Consider the following 18,389-nt stretch of genomic DNA (forward strand, 5'->3'; position numbering starts at 1 on the left):
ATAGTAAAATTTCACGCAAAGGCGCCAAGACGCAAAGAAGTTCGCAAATTTTTATTATAAGTAATCATCCGAACTTGATATAACTTAGTACGCAGATGCTGAAAAACACTTTTAAGATAATTGTAATCAGGATGTTCATCCCTTAATAACTTAGCGATCGCCCTAGCTTCTAGCTTTACGCCGATATGACTAACTAGAAAAAAATTTGCCATATTTTATCCATAATCGATGTCTAAATGATTTTGGTAAAACTTTCCTACCAATCTCAAAGCAAGTGCTTATTATAGTTGGTCTTAGATTTGCCATAAATAATCTAAATATATGCGGTTTTCGTCCCTGAGTGCGTCCTACTAAGTCTGGGAGTATTGGTGGTAAGGAAATTTTTCTGGGAATTTTAATAGGATAAGTAATTGTAGAGCGATCGCTAAGTTCAGAAATGACATTCAGCCAACGTTGGTAACAAATTTCTTCACTATAATTCTCAGCTACTAATAATTTAGAAGCATTAGAATATTCTAACCAAGTTTCAGGATGATTGACTAGGTGAACAATAGCTGTGGCTGCTTGTTCAGGCGTATCATCTACCAATAGTCCAGATTCATTGTGTTTAACCAGTTCAGGAATACCACTGGAAATTGAGCGGACGATAGGAACAACCCCTATCGCCATTGCCTCAAGTAATGCAATTGGTAAACCTTCGTAATCGGACATTAATAATATCACCTGACATAGAGCCAGCTTGGCTGGAACTTGAGATGATTCTACTCTACCTAAAAAAATAATGCGATCGGCTAAACCACGATCATTGATAAAATCACGAGATATCGTCATTTCATCGCCATCACCAATTATCCAACATTCAATCCGTGGATCAAGGCGACAAGCTTGACACATTACCTCTAAAACTAAAGAAATTCTTTTTTGTTCTTCGACAACTCTCCCACTAAAGACAACTCGAAATGGAGAATCAGAAAATGAAGCAGTATTTTCAAAAATAGATACTCCGTAGGGAATGGTTATAGGTTGATGAGCTAACTCTTTCTGTACAGCCTTTTTGCTTATGTAATCTGATACGCCTATCATCAAACCATTATTGGCTTCTGGTGCAACTGTTTCGGCAAATGCCCAGTAAACTGGATCGTCAGAATGAATGGCCATTGACCAAGGCAATCCGTAGGAATCTGCAATACCTGCTGTATGATATGTTGACTCAAGACATTGAGGCAAGAATACTCGGGGTTGATAACGGTTAATAAAAGCTAACATACTGGATATATCATCTTCTATATAAGGTGATTGGATAGCAATTTCAACAGATATTCCGGCTTCTCTTAAAATAGGCAACAGAGAGGATTCCTCGACATCTGAACCACTATGTATTAAAAATACTACAATTGGGATACTGTCACTATGCATACGTAATAATAATCTTTGCAACCAAGTTGTAACTCCACCAATATCGTCCTTTTTACTATAGTGGGCAAATGCAATGAGGGGGGGCTTATGGTAACTTGCAATAGTCATCTTTCAAAGATTGTAAAAAAACAAAGTTTATTGTACTATAATTATCTGTAATATTTTTATAGTTTAATACTATTTTATAGGACAATGGCTGAATTTATAAATAAAGGCTTATATAATTTTTTGGAACTTTCTCTCGATCAGTTTCCCCGCCTTGAAAATTTTTTGAAAGATATGCAGCAAGGAAGGCTTGATGGAGTAATCATTTCAGGGATATTCAATCAACAAGAACTAAAAACATTCCAGACTCAGTTTCAAAAATTTTCAGAACAAATCAAGGGAACTGACCTATTCGCAGAAACAGATTTTGGCTCAGTAATTGGTTCTTCATTGATGGAAAATAATCTAGAAGCCTATTTAGATAGATCATGTCGTTCATTAGATTTTTTTGAGTCGGTTTTTCAAGGCAATTTTTGTTCCTTTGTCACAGGACTGCTTTCTAAATTAGCTGGGAAACAAATGATTTTGAAAGCTCGATTTTCAAACACTGATAAGTCTGCTAGTCCAGCTTCAATTAGAATTTGTAAGCCCGAACATCAAGCTTTAAATGCACATATTCATCGTGAATTCGAGCTGTACTTTCCTTTGTATCAAAAAATTGCTTCCATCAGTCGTTTAGAGACCGAGTTAAGTTACTATCTAATGTTGCAAAAGCCTAATAGCGGGGGAGCTCTTACATTGTACGATTTACAATGGCACAACACACCCCAAGAATATATCCGTCCAGAACTATTTATGGCTGAACAACGTAATGACTTTTTGGACAACCTTGATAAAATGCATATAAGGTTATCAGAGGGTGAGATAATTATCTTTGCTGCCAATAGCATATGGCATAAAATTGATGCAGTTCAGGGGAATACTAACAGGATAACCATTGGTGGTTTTATAACTGAATCCTTCGATTCTCGGTATCAATATTATTGGATATGATAATCTTTTCCCGGAAAATAAGTGCTAATTTGTCTTGCACCACTTGTTTTTTGCAAAGAGCAAAACCTATCTTTTTGTATGAAAATCATTGATCGTTTGTCTATAAAAGTCAACAAGTTGATTAATAACTTTTTCTGGTTGTAATTGCTGTGTTCTCTGATATGCTTTTTTGCCTATTTCCAATCTTTTCTCTTCGGTTAAACTCAGCACTTCTTTAATTATCCTTAGCAGATCTTGAGAGTTATCTTTTTCGCACAAAAAACCACTTACTCCATGTTCAATTAGTTGTTCAAAACTTGTGCTATTTGTACCAATAACAATTCGCTTATGTCCCATCGCTTCTATACAGGTATTTGGAAAATTATCTATTATAGATGGTAAAACCACAGCATAAGCATTAGAAACAATTGGATAAAGATAGTCGTGAGTTAATCTATCAAAATGAATTACTCTCTCCTTGTTTTCTACGGCATTTTCTCTGATTTTATCCATCATACTTTTTCCCTGAAATCCCAGATAGTCTTTATCCCTACCGACAAAAACAAAGAATAAATTTTTCCTAAAAGTCAACAAGGAATAAATTATTTCTGCAATTAATCCACATCCTTTCATTAATCCAATTGTTCCAAAAAATAGTAGATACTCTTTACCTTTCAAATTCTTTTCGTAAATACTATTATTTAGTGTTTCAGTCTCAATCATAAAGGGTGATTCGATAACTTTAACATCTTTTTTAACAATTTTTTCTATTGTTTTTGCATTGAGTTCGCTAGGACAAAATAGAGCATCTGATAGTTTATTGGCCCAATCTTCTTGCTTTTCCATTAACCAAACATCTAGTGTTCTTTTTACTTTATAGGCATCATTCCATTGAGGTAAATATCCAGAAATACGAGTTACTTTAGGTATATTGTTCAGAGGAAACAACCCAAGTGCTGCACAATTTGGATATTGAACAACAGATATGGGATGTTCAATTTGTTTGAGTTTTTCTCTCAATTGCCAACTCATTAAAACCTGTATGGTAGAGTGATACATTTTCCCGAAAGTTATCCAATTCCAAAACCTAAATAGCCAATCATTATACTTGTTGGTCTGAAATATTTTTAAATACGTCCCAGTGTAAACTCTAAATCTATGCACTTCAATGCCTTTATGGATAAATACATCCTCATTTTCGTGAGAAAGGACAAAAACAATCGGTCTATGTCCAAGCTCTTTCAAACCTAAGCCAACTCTATGAACATAGTTAGATAATCCAGCGTCAAAAAAATCTTCAGTAACATACTCAGTTGTTACTAGAATAATCGTTAAATGCGATCGTGTCTCTTCCATAACTACCTCATAAATATCAGATATTTTGATTAAGCCATTCATCTAAAACAAGAAGTAACCAAAGGGAATTAGTTTGTTCTTGTTTAATCATTTTTTGAACTATTTCTGGGCGAAAGTATTGATATAGTTTACACCCAGAATCGAGGAAACGCTCCTCCAATATTTTTCTATAATTGCCTTGAGCAGACAAACATTTTTCAATGGGAGGACTAAATCCCATCTTCCGACGATGTAAAAAATCATGAGGATAATAACGACTCAGTAATTTTTTAAAAAGTAGCTTTCCTTCCCAAATTCCTTGATAGTTTCTGCCAATGTTAAAGGACTCAGGAATACTTACCGCAAATTCAAATACCTTGGTATCAACAATTGGTGTTCTTACTTCTAGTCCATTCATCATACTCGCTATATCTACTTTTGTCAAAATACAAGAAGGCATATAGGTTTTGATGTCTAAATATTGAGCTTTTTGATTCCAATTATAATTACTAACTTTCTTGTATTCTTCTTCAAAAATATTTATCGGTTGATTAACTATAGAATCATATTCCCTCCTCCATAATTCAAGGCGATCGCCAGAGGATATTTGAGTGATATGCCTAAACCAAGTTTGTAAATCAGGAATACGATACGGACAGTGATCTCGTTTCCAAAAACGACTAAAAGGATCGGTTATTCTTTCCCATCTAGGCTTTTCTTCTTGATATTTATGTAACCAATACATCCAATCAAGATAATTATTATAGCCAGCAAACAATTCATCGCCCCCATCACCAGATAACACCATTGTCACTTGTTCGCGTGCCATTTTACTGAGGTAATAGGTTGGGATTGCTGAACTATCTCCAAAGGGTTCGCCATAATGTTTAACTAACTTAGGTAAAAGATTCTCTATGGACTCTAGTTTAACAGTTTCTGTATGGTGATCTGTTTTCCATCTCTTGGCTGCAATTTCTGCATATCCGGGTTCATTAAAGTCAGCTTCATCAAAACCAATACTGAAAGTTTTAACTGGTTCTTCGAGCAATTGACTCATATAGGCAACTATTGCGCTTGAATCAACACCCCCTGAGAGAAATGCTCCGAAGGAAACATCAGATACCAAATGGGTTTTGACTGATTCCTTGAAAACAAAGTCAAATTCTTCTAACCAATGTGCTTCGTTTTTAGTTTTATTAGGCTTGAAATTCAAATGCCAATATTGTTTGCTTTCAAAAATAGTACCGCCAAAGGTGACACTAATATAATGAGCAGGAAGTAACTTTTTTATCTGTTGGAAAATGGTTTTTGGAGCAGGAATATACTTTAACCAAAGATATTGATCAATTGCTTGTAAATCTATATCTAAGTTAATTGAAAGTTGACGTAAAGCTTGAATTTCTGAAGCGAAGGCAAAAAAAGTATCGGTAAAAATATAGTATAAAGGCTTAATTCCTAACTGATCACGAGCAATAAAAACCTTTTGACGATTCAAGTCAACAATGCCAAAAGCAAACATTCCGCGAAATTTTTGGACACAAGAATCTCCCCATTCTTCATAACCATGTACAATTACTTCTGTATCAGAGTTGGTTTTAAATCTATGACCTTTACTAATTAATTGCTGTCTTAGTTCTCGATAGTTATAAATTTCTCCATTAAATGTTATCCATATAGTTTCATCTTTATTGCAAAGGGGTTGCTGTCCTGTCTCTAAATCAATAATAACTAATCGCCGATGACCAATAGCCACTTGTCCATTGATCCAGATCCCATCGCCATCTGGTCCACGATGACTAAGAGAATTTGTCATTAATTGAATGTCTTGGCGATTAGCTTTTTCTTGGAATTGAAGAATGCCAGTGATACCACACATAAGGCTGATTATTTTCTCTCAAAATAAATATTGACCATATCAAAACTAGATTTTACTTCTAATTTCATCACCATTCTTGAGAAGTTCCGCAAACTCTTCTTCTGTAATCATACGATTTTGATTTTCGACAAAACCTTCACTTTTCCATTCAGGTTTGCGACTACCATATAATTCACTGACATGAGTGGTGAGAAAAAATTCACTGTCCGCATGAATCAACTCAAATCTTTCGTCATTTTCTTTAAAAAAGAAGGTTGGGGTAGCATCACTTGGAATACAGAGTATTTGAATCGCAATGCGAGACTGATCAGAGTCATTTTTTCGAGACCAGTGAATGAGTGCATCATCAAAAATGATTGCTTCTCCGGCTTTCATTGGGAATGGTTTGAGATATTTCTCAATAAGAGCTTTTTGGAAGTTGGCAAAATAGGGGGGACTATTTGGTGCTTCAATATGGGGCAGAATTTTGTGACTGCCCTCAACAATCTGAATAGCGCCGTTAGACTCAATAACATCCACTAGTGGACACCAAATAGTCACTGTAGTGTCACTAATATCAGCGATCGCTGGCCAGTTTTGATGAATTTGAAACTCTCCTGTATGAGGTGGTTTAACATAAAAATTACAGTTAAGAATTTCGTATCCTACAAGGTATTCATTTACAAAAGGAGTAAATACCCCTTTAATTAGATTGTAAGTTTGGCATTTATATTCAAGATTTGGATCTAGAAATGAACAATGGTAAGAGTTTTTCGGAGCAAAGTTGTCGTCTGGACGCAATTTACCTATTTCCTGTAGAAGATACATAACTTGCTTCGAAGACAACATAGGAACTTGTGCATAGCCTTTTTTCAAAAAGCTTTTCTGTAAATTATCGTCTTGAAATACTTGTCGCATAGTATTATTTCAGGCTCAAAGAATTTAGTTCAGAGACATTATCAATTAGAAACTTTAGTCGCATGAACTATCATATAGTGTCTGACATCATTAATCAAGGTAGGTAAGGAATCTTTCCATTTTTGCCATTCTTGATATTCTACCTTACCGAGGGAATATTCTGCATCAACCCATGTCTCTAAATTATTGCAAAAACTTTTCCAGCACAAATCTGTGGCATCCTCTAAATATCTATTTTCAAACCCTGCTTCAGTAAGGAGTATTTCATAATCTCTGATGTTGTCTATCTGATTACATTGTGGGACTAACCATGATTCTGATAAATTAGTGGGATTAAATATCATATCAGTAAGTATAAGATTCCCATTAGGTTTCAAAATGCGAGAAGCTTCTAAGATAAAATCTTGACGACTGTTAAAATGAAAAACGGCTTCGATGCTCATTAACAAATCAAATTGTGAATCTGGAAAGGCTAGTTCTGTCGCATCCATTACTTTGAAAGAACATAAAGGAGCATTCTGGCGACAACGCTGAATTTGCTTTTCAGAGAAATTTATACCAATTACTTGTGCTTCTATCCACCTATTTTTTGCTTTTTGGGTAGTTGCTCCTAAACCGCAGGCAACATCTAAAATAGTGCTTGGTTTTTTGATAACAAATGAGAATAATTTGTCCACTAGATTATGGCAAGCAAGATTCTGTGTATGTATGTGTTTCTCCCAATATCCAACGTTATAGAATTCACTATCAAAATACTTACGAATTAGTGGATCAAAAATTAACTTATCATAGCTTTGTAAAGATTGATCAGTAGATTTATCCTCCGTTTCAACAGTAGAAATAGCTGTTGTTGAAGAATATAAAAATTTTTCAATTCTTTTATTTATGCTTGAAAAGATTTGTTTAAGTAAAGGCATAATGTGTTTGGTAAATTAAGTATTTAAGTAATAAATCAGGATCATAATTCACTATACAGGAGTCTATAGAGATTCATTTTTCGGAGGACTAAGAAGAAGTAACGCTCATTTGACAATTACCAAGTAAATTACAAATTCCAAAATGCGAATATTCATCACAACTGTAACGAGGAAGAACTTTAAATGCCCCTAGCTTATCATAAATATCACAGACCTGTAAGTGACTAATAAATTCATCTTTTGAAACTAAGTCTAAGGAGGCATAATGATCACTGTGCATATTACCAAATGAAATATTAAAAACATAATCGTTTGGCTCTACACTTAAAGTAATATTGCGACAGAAGCGCAAGCGATCGCCTTGATTAACTCGACTAGGAACATTAACTTTATGCTGAAATGAAATTTTGCTATGAATTATTACATTGTATTTATTTGTTATAATTAGACCGACAATTGGCACAGCTATATTTTGCTTAATCTGAAATTCGCAATATATATAGGATTCTTCGCCTTGCAAAAAATTTAAGGTGGGCTCACCTTTAGAATTACAAATAGCATAGCGGGTTAGTTGGGCATAATTAGCATCGGGAAAATCAACAGGAATGAAAACTTCATCACTTGGCCAAGAGAAATCATCTGAAGTATCTGATGATAGTAGAGATGATTTTTGACTGGAAATATCTGTTTCTATGTCCATGTACTTGTTCTGAATAAACCCATGCTTAAGCTGATGAAACTGCCAAATACCTTCTTTGGGAGGACCTTGATAGATTTTTTTACCCTGATGTAATAACAATACTTCTTGACAATATTGCTGCACAGCACCTAACTCGTGGGTAACTAAAATAATCGTTGTTTTTTTAGCAATAAGCTCTTCGAGAAGCTTATAACATTTCTGTTTGAAAAAAATATCGCCGACGGCTAAAACCTCATCTAATATTAAGATATCGCTCTCCAAGAAAGCGAAGAGGGAGAAAGCTAGTCTTATTTTCATTCCTGAAGAATATAATTTTATCGGTCGATCGAAAAATTCTCCTAACTCAGAAAATTGAGCAATTTGTTCCAATCGTTCCTGAACATAACCCTCTGGAAAGCCTAATAATTCACTACTATAAATAGCATTGGCTCTACCACTAAGTTCTGGGTTGAAATCAGTGCCTAATTCCAATAGTGAAAGAACTTTACCATTTAATTCATATTTTCCTTCCGTTGGTTGCAATACTCCTGTAATAACTTTAAGGAGTGTACTTTTACCTGCACCATTTTCGCCAATAATACCAATAAAATCACCTCGATGCACTTCAAAGGAAATATCTTTAATTGACCAATAAGGTTGATGATAGCTACGCTGCCTAACACTCAGCCATTCTCTAGCCCTATGCCAAGGATTGTCATAAATCTTAAAACATTTGCCTAGGTTTTCTACGCGCAAAATAATGTCATCATTCATATTTTATCTCTAACCTCACTCTGGAGTTTTTCATTTATGGTGGCCCCAAACCATACAAAAAAAGCAATCCAGCCTATAATTATCAACCAAATATTTAGCTCTGGAATTTTATCTTCCAAAACTAAATCACGAAATGATTTAAGGAAAGCATAAGGAGGATTAGCATACAGCCAAGGCAAGAAGCGATCGGGAATGATTGAGGATGGATAATAAATAGGCATTGTCCAAGACCATAGAGGGATAATAAATTGTAAAATTTGTTTAATGTCAGGAAAGAGGATTTGCAAATTTGCTAAAGCTAAACTCATACCAAAAGACAATCCTTGAAAAAGTAGCCCTATAACGGGTAAAAGCAAAATATTCCAGCCTAATCCTTTCCCAAATAGAGGAGTGATCAGTATTATCAAGCCCAAATAAATATAGACAAGAAATAATGAAGCTAATGTAACTTTACCGACAAAAATTTCTGAAGGTATGGCTAAACGTCTTAAATAGATCGCATTTTTTGAAAAAGCATCACTGCCCTGCACAATAGTTTCAGTAAAACCCCGCCATGGTAATAAAGCAATCACAAGATATAACGGATAATAATTACCCTCCATTTTGTTAGGAATCAAAAGTGAAAAAACAACAGTGTAAATGATAATTTCTAATAGGGGACTAATCACATTCCAAAATATGCCAATTCCTGTACCAGCATAGCGATAACGCAATTCGTACCAAGCGTTGTAAAACATATACCGCCTGTACTTATAAAAATTCATAAAAAGGCTATTTTTTTTATTATTGCTAATATATTTCATTAATCTCACTCCCAGTTAAATTTCATGCCTAAATATTCTTCTAGCTGCTGATTATAAGGACGATAAAATTCTTTAAGCTGGGAGCGTAAATTATCAGAAATAGGCGAGTAAGAACCAACGTTGCTATTTCTATAAAAACTAAGTTGATGATGAGGTAAACCCAAGAAGTCGTAAACTTGTTTCATTGTAGCTGGCGGATTGCTGAATAAATCTTCACTCTTAAGGATGAGAAACTGATCTCTAGGAAAAACAGATAACCATTCTTTAAGGTAAAAGACATATAGACCAAAAAAAAGATGATGTAGTGACAAACAAGGATTATACATATAACCATCGATTGAAGTTGATGCTTCAAGTGGAAATAACAAATCTAACGGGTTATCTACTATCCGGTTTTTGATTGTCTCTATTGCTGTCGGAATCATTAATTTTAGTTCATCATTAATTAATTCTAATTTTTGATATTTATGTTCGTGATGATAGCTAGAAATTGCACGTTCTATGGGGTTTCTTAATAGAATTATTAATTTTATATTTGGGAAAAAATTAAATACCTTCTTAGCTATATCAGTAAAATTAATATAACAAGGAGTAGCTTCACCAGTGAGATAGTTTGTTTTTTCAGAAATAGCAGGAAAATGTGCCAGATAGAAATCAAGACCATGATCAAAAAATTGTGGCGTGAAGAACCAAAGTTCTTTGTCAACAGCAGACAGAATGTGAGGATCTTTAACTAGATAGGAATAAAGTGAACTAGTGCCACATTTCATAAAACCAGTTATTATAAAGTCTGGCGGACGTTTTTGATTAATGCTCCAACAACTTTCAACCAGTTGAGGATGGGACAAAAATGTTTGTTTATAGCTGGCAGTCTGGAAGCAATCTATCGCTTCTTGTCTTTTATTTTGCTCAGTTAATAAAATACCTAAAACCACATGAGAAAAATAGAAATCTGGGTGATTTTCAATCACCTGAAGTAAAATACTGACCCCTTGCTCTAACAGATCGGGATCAATTTTTTCTGACACCCAATGTAGACTTAGGATTGAAAATTTCAAATTCCAATAATTTTTGGAATCCCTGGGATTAAATTTAATAGCATTTATCAAATCGTATATTTTCTTTTGTGATTCTGATTTACAAACATACGATTGCTCTACTCGCGTCTGAACAGTCTTATTCTCAGACTTAATCTTCACGGTATTTTTATAATAAGCGATTATCTTTGCTAACAAGTTTGACATAGTTAAATTCTAAGTGGGGGAAAAGATTATTTGAAAACTTGATTTTAAGATATCCAAGTCCTGAGCAACAAAGTTGGATTACTATTTTGGCTCTCTTAGAAAGGGGATACTGGTTAAGGTGACAACTTGAGTTTTTAAACTGATTAAATTTAGATTCTGTAGTAAAAAAAAACTAAAATAATACATTAAAAATGTAACATAAAAAAGAGCAATTTATGCCCTTGCTAAATAGATGATAATTTAATGAGAAATAGTGCTTGTCATCAATTGCAATTTATATTGTTTAATTCTTGTTGGGAATGACTATAATAGTTGCTTGAAAAACTTGCCAAAGTTAGCTAGAACTTTAGAGAAAGAAACGCTTTTAGTTAATGGTTCTGCCGAAATTACGGTGGATTTACTACTTAAATTCCACAATCGCCTTTGCCAGTCGGCAACCTCCTCATAGCTAAGGTGAAGCGTGTCAGAAGAAGACATTATTACATTTCCAAAAATAGCTGGATCTTCAAAGCGCAAAAGATTTTTCTCACGTATCGAATAGTCTTGAGGGGTACCAGGTAAAGGTGCTATGCACATTACTCCACAGCCAAGAATAAGTTTAGGATTGATAGTTTTTAATTCTTGAAATAGCTCCGATACAGCCTCTTCTAAATACAATAGACTTTCATTATTATCATCTGGAAAACCAATAATTACACCGTAATCAATATTGGGAACACCAGACCTGACGATCGCTTTCATCATCTCACAGTGGTGATTCCAGGGTAAAAGCTTTTTGTAGGATTCTCGCCCCACGATAGGCCGTTCGGCAGGAATATAAGCATGAATACATCCAACCTTACCATCCCATCCCCAGACAGCTTCCACAATCTCTTCATCAGGAGTAAGATCGGCATCATATTTATTATTTCCACCACCTCGTGTTGCTTTTCTTAACTCTATACCATTGAGCCAGCTAATAGGCATCTCCAATTCTCTCAATCCATTTAGTATGTCCAAAACCTCCTGTTTTCCCTCAGGAAAAAGCACTCGACCGAGAAATTGATCGGAACCAGAAATAATTGAACGTGCTCCTGCTTCTTTAAGGGCTGCTGCCCACACAAGTGCAGTTTTAGGCGTCATTCTCTTGTATCCGGTTCCATAGGTCGGCGTTTGACAAAAATCGCAAGTGCGATCGCACCCAATATCAAATAAAATTGAACCAACTGGGGAAAAATCTTCATTATTAATTGGTACAGTCCAGCAATGATATTGACCAAAGCACTGTTTAATTACTTCCAAAGAGGGAATCGGCCAATCTTCTGGACTTAAAACATTGGTGCTTTTTGGATATTTGGTTCCATCGGCTTTAATAACACCGGTCAGTTTTTCTCTGGGTTCTCGTCCTAAGACATGATCAAAAATAGCCCAATTAGCTGCTCCGGATTTGTCTTGGACAACCGCAGTTGCACCTGCTTCTAAATAAAGACTGGGTACTGCTAAAGCATCAGATCCCCCGACTACAATCGGTGAATTTCCCCTAGCAAGATGTGCGATCGCTAGTAGAGCTAACTCACGATATTCTGAAAAATTATTAGTCACGCCCCAAGCATCATAAGAGTTAGGATCGAGAGTTGATATTTTTGTTCCTACATATCCCTTAGATAGATTCATTCCCCTCCATTCAACTACTCCAAACTCTTCAGAGTCATTTCCAAGTTTCAGATTAACCAGTTGGGGATCAAAACCTCCAGATTGAAGTTGAGAAAGTAAAATCTGCTTACTAATGAGGGGAAGACCAATCTGACTAATATTCAAGCGGTTGCCAGTCGAGTCAAGCAACCGAAAATCAGGTAATTCTAACAGTCCTAACATTTCTTTTCTCCTTTGTGAAATTCTTTGACTAGATGACATATCTTTAGCTAAATTTGAATCTTCTGTGACAGAAAATATCTAGTTAAAGCCTCTATCGCAAAAGCAGTGCTTAAGGCTGCTGATCCAAAGATTGCTTTATAGTATCCTCCATAGAAAGGGATAAACTGCCACGAACCATCTACTTGCTGAGTTTTTAATAAATAGTCAACTGCTGTATCTAAACGTGGAGATTGGTAGTTAAAATTTAGCAATGTAGATATTGCTAAACCAGTCAGTAATTCATCACCAAAAGAGCCGTCGGATTTTTGTAAATTCAAAACTTTATTAACCAAAGAAACTTTTACAAATCTTAAGGATGTTACGCCATTGAAATATGCTCTTGAAAGCATATAGTAGAAGCCTAGCTTGTGATTGTAAAAGGAGATATCTTTATCCTCGGTATCGTTAATAACAATACCCGTCAGATAAGTAATTAACTTCTGAGTTTGTGGAATTTCGCCAAGATATAAGGCGACATTGGCATTAACGGCACAACAAATATCGTCTTTATTTGTTAAGTTCCAGATTTTATCGACATGAGCAAAAGATTTACCCCATGTTAAAATTGATGAAATTAGTCTTCTCGGAGAGTTGTTGAGTAGCCATGTATAGAATAAGCCTCGATCATTTCTATTTTCAAGAATTATTTTAGTGTTATTTGGAAACGCAATGTTGTTCATTTTTACAACATAGGAGATGCAACAGATGTCATCTAGATCTGGTGGGATGGTCATGTGTAATTTATTCTTCGATGACCAATATCGCCATAAACCACCTTTTTCCATTTGACTTAAAAGAAAACTCAGCCCCTTATTTATTAAATCTTTTACTTTATCTTCATGTCTTAAAAAACTTAATGAATACAAAATTAATGAAGTGACAAATGGGGAGCTATCAAAAACTAGATTTTCGGTTAGCTCATCATTAATGCCAAAATTTTGATAAGTTAGCTTCAACATTTCTTTAGGCAAGACAGTTGGAAATTCACCATCATCCAGTTGGTTTTGTTCTAAGAAATTTATAGCTTTGGATATACTAATTTCTAATTCAGTTGGTGGTGATTGCATAAATGATTCTCTATCTATAGTTTGTAATTCATTGCTCGTATTTGTAGTTAGGGGATAATTTCACCTCCAGAAATTTTTGTTTCTTTGAATATAACTTATGGCGGAAACAAAAATTGGACTTAACGAACTCCATCTACCGATTATTCCGGGATAAAACAACAGTATATGTAGTGCTAACAAGACAACAAAGGTAGGTTCTTGTAATGACAAAAAACACAGTAAAGATAAAGGCAACCATGCTTCATATAAATCGTGAGGAAATATATAATAACCTTCAAGATAAGTTAAATTGATTGTATTAAAAAACCACCATTTAAAGTTGATAATACTCAAAATTGCATAAAAGATAAAGAAAACTATCAGCAAAGGTTGAAATTGAGAAATAATGCTTAACATTGCCACCAGAAAAATGATTTCGGCAGGTAAGACGAAGCGAGTAACCCAGAGTCTAATTTGATTAACCCCCGCTAATTCCAAATTTGTTATTAATGTTTTAACCCCAGATTTTAAATCGTTTTCTTGATCTGAAATTTGATGGGATATAATTCCCCGAATCCCCATCAAAAAGAAGCAAGCGCTTGATACAACAGCGAAGATATTACTTTCTAGTCTAGTAGTATCGTTTAGGTGTGAAAATATAGTAGCCACTAATAGAGTTGGTACTAGATGTACAGAGAAAGAATCGCTAAATACACCCCAAGCAGCCCTTTCTTTAAGTCTTAAAGGCGGTACAGCATAAATGGTTAAGGATAGATATAAAGTAGTAAGTAAAAATACTGAAAATGGCATAAATCCAATCCATATCCAAGGAATTATCCCAGCAGTTGCCAATCCTATGATTAGGAAAGTACGTTTTAATTTAGAGAGGTAAGCTATTCTATTGGGCTTGTTTGCTCGTAGATCAGATTCTATGTCAAAAGTATCATTAACTACATGTCCATAAGCAGCCACAAAGAACATAGAAGTTATAAGGGGAATAACTGTAGTAATTGATTTTTGTGGCGATATTCCTTCCAGTAAAATTTCAGCATACCCAACAGCAAGTAATTTTGGAGTTTGGCATAACCACCAATCACTACCACGAAATAAATTAAAAACAGATAGCAATTTTTCTTTGATAAAAGTTAATTTATTAGTTTTTATCTGTGAATAAATCATAAAATATTGATTAATGAAGTAACTTTTATTCCTTCAAATGTAACTAAGATCTTCAATAAGGAAAATAACTAAAGAAAAAAATAGAATCAGGGTTAAAACCCTTACTACGAACAGATACGCTATCACTCGGAATGATATTTTTTTCGTTAAGTGTTTTCACATAATTTAATTAAACGCTCTGCTAAATCTTTTTCAGGATGGGGTGAAATAAAATTTCTGGCGGCAATGGAAGCCATTTTTCCCATATATGCCCACTCATAACGACGTTGCCATGCTCTTTCTAAGGCAGAGTCAACCGCTTCGATGGAACTCCTTGGGCAATAAAACCCGTAATCTCATCTTCTAAAAGTTCAGGAATCCCTCCGACGGAAGTTGCGATCGCAACTCTACCACACATCATTGCTTCCACAAGTGCTAAAGGGCTTGATTCAATATTTTTCTTTTTAAAAGAACCACACCCAAATTAATTGTATATAGGCAAGGCAAGGGGTTTAAACCCCTTATTACTCCTTGTTACCCAACACTACCTTCTAACTTGAGACTCAAAAGTTTATCAGCTTCGGCGGCAAATTCCATAGGTAACTCGTTTAACACATCTTTACAGAAGCCACTTACTAACATTGATACTGCGTCTTCTTCGGATATACCCCGTTGAGCAAAATAGAACAATTGATCCTCACCGATTTTAGAAGTAGAGGCTTCATGTTCAACCTTAGCACCATTATTATCCACTTGAATATAAGGAAAAGTGTTCGCTTCGGCGTTGTCACCAATTAACATGGAATCGCATTGAGAGTAATTTCTGGCACCGGTGGCTTTATTTCCTATTTTCACTAACCCACGATAGCTATTTTTCGAGTTTCCTGCCGAAATTCCCTTAGAAATAATTGTACTGCGGGTATTTTTGCCAATATGCACCATCTTAGTACCTGTATCGGCTTGTTGCATATTATTAGTCAAAGCGATGGAATAAAATTCACCGATGGAGTTATCACCCACTAAGACACAACTAGGATATTTCCATGTTATAGCAGATCCAGTTTCAACTTGAGTCCAAGAAATTTTCGAGTTAACACCCTTACATAAACCGCGCTTGGTAACAAAATTATAAATACCGCCTTTACCTTTTTCGTCCCCTGCATACCAGTTTTGCACTGTAGAATATTTTATATCTGCGTTATCTAAAGCCACTAATTCTACTACTGCCGCATGAAGTTGGTTACTATCGTACATAGGAGCAGTACAACCTTCAAGATAACTCACAGATGCCCCTTCTTCAGCTACGATTAAAGTTCGTTCAAATTGTCCAGTATCACCGTTATTAATCCGAAAATAAGTAGATAATTCCATCGGACATTTTACCCCTTTGGGAATAAATACAAATGAACCATCACTAAAGACAGCACCGTTAAGGGCGGCAAAATAGTTATCAGCAACTGGCACAACACTGCCTAGATATTTTTGTACTAAGTCAGGATGTTCTTGTAAGGCTTCGGAAATTGAGCAGAAAATAACGCCATCTTTCGCTAATTTTTCTTTAAAAGTTGTACCGATAGAAACACTATCAAAAATGGCATCAACGGCAACATTACTTAATCTTTTTTGTTCAGATAATGAGATACCTAATTTTTCAAAGGTTTCTAGTAAAGTGGGATCAACTTCATCTAAACTATCAAGTTTCTTTTTTTGTTGTTTAGGAGCAGAATAATAGATAATATCTTGATAATTAATTTGAGGATAACCGACGTGCGCCCATTGTGGTTCAATCATTTTGAGCCATTGACGATAAGCCTTGAGGCGAAATTCTAACATAAATTCAGGCTCATTTTTTTTTGCAGAAATCAATCTAACCACATCTTCACTTAACCCTTTAGGAATGGTATCTGATTCAATATCTGTAATAAATCCGTATTTATAAGGCTGATTAACTAACGTTTTAACGGAAGCGCTCATATTAATTTTTAAATATAGTAGTTATTCAATAGTTTAACAACATTTTTGTTGCTAAAGTCAATTTTATAATGAAGAATGAATAATTAACATTAGATTTTTTGCAGAATTGAGAGAAGCGGTAGTAAAAATAAATAGTACAAGGTAAACTATTGATTAGAGATAATCAAGTAGAAAAATAATAAATAAGTACAATTATTGAAACGGATTTAAAAGAAATTTTAACCCAAGTAAATAACAAACTAGATAAAATTACCGATAACATTACGGAAATCAAAATAAAAGTAGCAAAATTAGAACAAAATCAAGAAAATTTCAATATACGTCTTGATGCTGTAGATAAACGTTTTGATGCTGTAGATAAGCGTTTTGATAATGTAGATAAACGTTTTGATGCTGTAGATAAGCGTTTTGAGGAAGTGAATAGTCGTCTCAACACCTTAACATTAAGTTTTTTAAGCATTGTGGGAGTATTAGTAGCCGGTTTATTAACTATTGTGAGTAAAGCAAGTTTTTTTCCTAATCCTTAACTCTAAAAAATCTTTGCGCACCAAAAAATCATCACCAAGAAAACCCGATATTATCCTTCTCTTTTTATGGTTAAATATTAACCGTCTTTGTAAATTTAAGTTAAGGAAGTATTAAAAATGGATTTATCAAAAATTCCCGCTCAACCTAAAGCTGGTATTATTAACGTTTTAATCGAAATACCCGGCGGTGGCAAAAATAAATATGAGTTTGATAAAGAGATGAATGCTTTTATTTTGGATAGAGTATTGTTTTCTTCTGTTAAATATCCCTATGATTACGGTTTTGTGCCTAATACTTTAGCCGATGATGGTGATCCTCTTGATGGTATGGTGATGATGGATGAGCCTACTTTCCCCGGTTGTGTTATTGCTTCTCGTCCTATTTGTATGTTAGAAATGATTGATGGGGGCGATCGAGATGAGAAAATATTATGTGTACCGGCAGAAGATCCACGTTATGATCATGTTAAGTCTATGAAAGATGTTGCTCCTCATATTTTAGGGGAGATTGCCGAATTTTTCCGTAGCTATAAAAATTTAGAAAAAAAAGAAACTAATATTTTAGGTTGGAAAGATATTGATCAAGTTGCACCTTTAGTGGAACAATGCGTCAAAGCATATAAATAAATTATTTCGATTTTGAAAATACCCTGCTTAATAAAGTGGGGAATTAAATCAAAAAATTTTGACAATTTAGATAAGATTACTATAGAACCCATTTGGTATCTTTTTTAGAATGGTTACATAATAATGATTTCAGAAGAAATACTTTAATCTCGTCAAAGCCTTTTGTTATTTGGGTTACAGGCGTAAATATCAAATAGGTTCTATAG

At 34.6% G+C, this 18,389-nt stretch carries 16 protein-coding genes; 2 read left to right on the forward strand and 14 right to left on the reverse strand.

Annotation, left to right across the window (positions count from 1 at the left end):
- Nucleotides 1-11: 11 nt before the first annotated feature.
- Both FWJ34_RS02375 and FWJ34_RS02380 read right to left on the reverse strand, forming a co-directional pair.
- On the reverse strand, nt 12-212 hold the full coding sequence (locus FWJ34_RS02375) for a hypothetical protein (RefSeq protein ID WP_308253726.1): 201 nt from the start codon (nt 210-212) through the stop codon (nt 12-14).
- The gene (locus FWJ34_RS02380; RefSeq protein WP_308253727.1) at nt 190-1,344 is read right to left on the reverse strand and encodes a glycosyltransferase family 4 protein; all 1,155 of its coding nucleotides are present in this window, start codon (nt 1,342-1,344) and stop codon (nt 190-192) included. The genes FWJ34_RS02375 and FWJ34_RS02380 overlap by 23 nt, the downstream gene beginning before the upstream one ends.
- 264 nt (nt 1,345-1,608) lie before the next feature.
- On the opposite strand from FWJ34_RS02380, the gene FWJ34_RS02385 reads away from it, so the two are divergent.
- Nucleotides 1,609-2,454, forward strand: a complete 846-nt coding sequence (locus tag FWJ34_RS02385) for a hypothetical protein (protein ID WP_308253728.1) — start codon at nt 1,609-1,611, stop codon at nt 2,452-2,454.
- 66 nt (nt 2,455-2,520) lie between these two features.
- Here the strand turns inward: FWJ34_RS02385 and FWJ34_RS02390 are convergent, their stop codons facing one another.
- From FWJ34_RS02390 to sufB, 12 genes are all read right to left on the reverse strand, one after another.
- The gene (locus FWJ34_RS02390) at nt 2,521-3,831 is read right to left on the reverse strand and encodes a glycosyltransferase family 4 protein (RefSeq protein WP_308253729.1); all 1,311 of its coding nucleotides are present in this window, start codon (nt 3,829-3,831) and stop codon (nt 2,521-2,523) included.
- The gene (gene asnB / locus FWJ34_RS02395; RefSeq protein ID WP_308253730.1) at nt 3,806-5,644 is read right to left on the reverse strand and encodes an asparagine synthase (glutamine-hydrolyzing); all 1,839 of its coding nucleotides are present in this window, start codon (nt 5,642-5,644) and stop codon (nt 3,806-3,808) included. The genes FWJ34_RS02390 and asnB overlap by 26 nt, the downstream gene beginning before the upstream one ends.
- A 45-nt stretch (nt 5,645-5,689) precedes the next feature.
- Nucleotides 5,690-6,541 carry a phytanoyl-CoA dioxygenase family protein gene (locus FWJ34_RS02400; RefSeq protein ID WP_308253731.1) on the reverse strand — a complete coding sequence of 284 codons (852 nt, stop codon included), beginning with the start codon at nt 6,539-6,541 and terminating at the stop codon, nt 5,690-5,692.
- Nucleotides 6,542-6,582: 41 nt separating this feature from the next.
- Nucleotides 6,583-7,458 (reverse strand): class I SAM-dependent methyltransferase, encoded by an 876-nt coding sequence (locus tag FWJ34_RS02405; protein ID WP_308253732.1) that lies wholly within the window; start codon nt 7,456-7,458, stop codon nt 6,583-6,585.
- A gap of 88 nt (nt 7,459-7,546) precedes the next feature.
- Complete coding sequence (locus FWJ34_RS02410; RefSeq protein ID WP_308253733.1) at nt 7,547-8,911, reverse strand: ABC transporter ATP-binding protein; 1,365 nt, start codon at nt 8,909-8,911, stop codon at nt 7,547-7,549.
- The gene (locus FWJ34_RS02415) at nt 8,908-9,648 is read right to left on the reverse strand and encodes an ABC transporter permease (protein ID WP_308253734.1); all 741 of its coding nucleotides are present in this window, start codon (nt 9,646-9,648) and stop codon (nt 8,908-8,910) included. Before FWJ34_RS02415 ends, FWJ34_RS02410 begins: the two co-directional genes overlap by 4 nt.
- 71 nt (nt 9,649-9,719) lie before the next feature.
- Nucleotides 9,720-10,958, reverse strand: a complete 1,239-nt coding sequence (locus tag FWJ34_RS02420) for a sulfotransferase (RefSeq protein ID WP_308253735.1) — start codon at nt 10,956-10,958, stop codon at nt 9,720-9,722.
- A gap of 303 nt (nt 10,959-11,261) precedes the next feature.
- Nucleotides 11,262-12,851: a hypothetical protein gene (locus FWJ34_RS02425; protein ID WP_308253736.1), complete on the reverse strand. Its 1,590-nt coding sequence runs from the start codon at nt 12,849-12,851 to the stop codon at nt 11,262-11,264.
- An 8-nt stretch (nt 12,852-12,859) separates the two neighbouring features.
- Complete coding sequence (locus FWJ34_RS02430; RefSeq protein ID WP_308253737.1) at nt 12,860-13,918, reverse strand: prenyltransferase/squalene oxidase repeat-containing protein; 1,059 nt, start codon at nt 13,916-13,918, stop codon at nt 12,860-12,862.
- Nucleotides 13,919-13,978: 60 nt separating this feature from the next.
- On the reverse strand, nt 13,979-15,076 hold the full coding sequence (locus FWJ34_RS02435; RefSeq protein ID WP_308253738.1) for a UbiA family prenyltransferase: 1,098 nt from the start codon (nt 15,074-15,076) through the stop codon (nt 13,979-13,981).
- A 280-nt stretch (nt 15,077-15,356) separates the two neighbouring features.
- On the reverse strand, nt 15,357-15,509 hold the full coding sequence (locus tag FWJ34_RS02440) for a glycosyltransferase (protein WP_308253742.1): 153 nt from the start codon (nt 15,507-15,509) through the stop codon (nt 15,357-15,359).
- An 80-nt stretch (nt 15,510-15,589) separates the two neighbouring features.
- Nucleotides 15,590-17,029, reverse strand: coding sequence for a Fe-S cluster assembly protein SufB (gene sufB / locus FWJ34_RS02445; protein ID WP_308253739.1), 1,440 nt, complete (start codon nt 17,027-17,029; stop codon nt 15,590-15,592).
- 644 nt (nt 17,030-17,673) lie between these two features.
- Between sufB and FWJ34_RS02450 the strand changes: the two genes are divergently transcribed.
- On the forward strand, nt 17,674-18,183 hold the full coding sequence (locus FWJ34_RS02450; protein ID WP_308253740.1) for an inorganic diphosphatase: 510 nt from the start codon (nt 17,674-17,676) through the stop codon (nt 18,181-18,183).
- The last annotated feature ends 206 nt before the right edge of the window (nt 18,184-18,389 follow it).

It is taken from the genome of Geminocystis sp. GBBB08 (genome assembly GCF_016743215.1).
GTDB lineage: Bacteria > Cyanobacteriota > Cyanobacteriia > Cyanobacteriales > Cyanobacteriaceae > Geminocystis.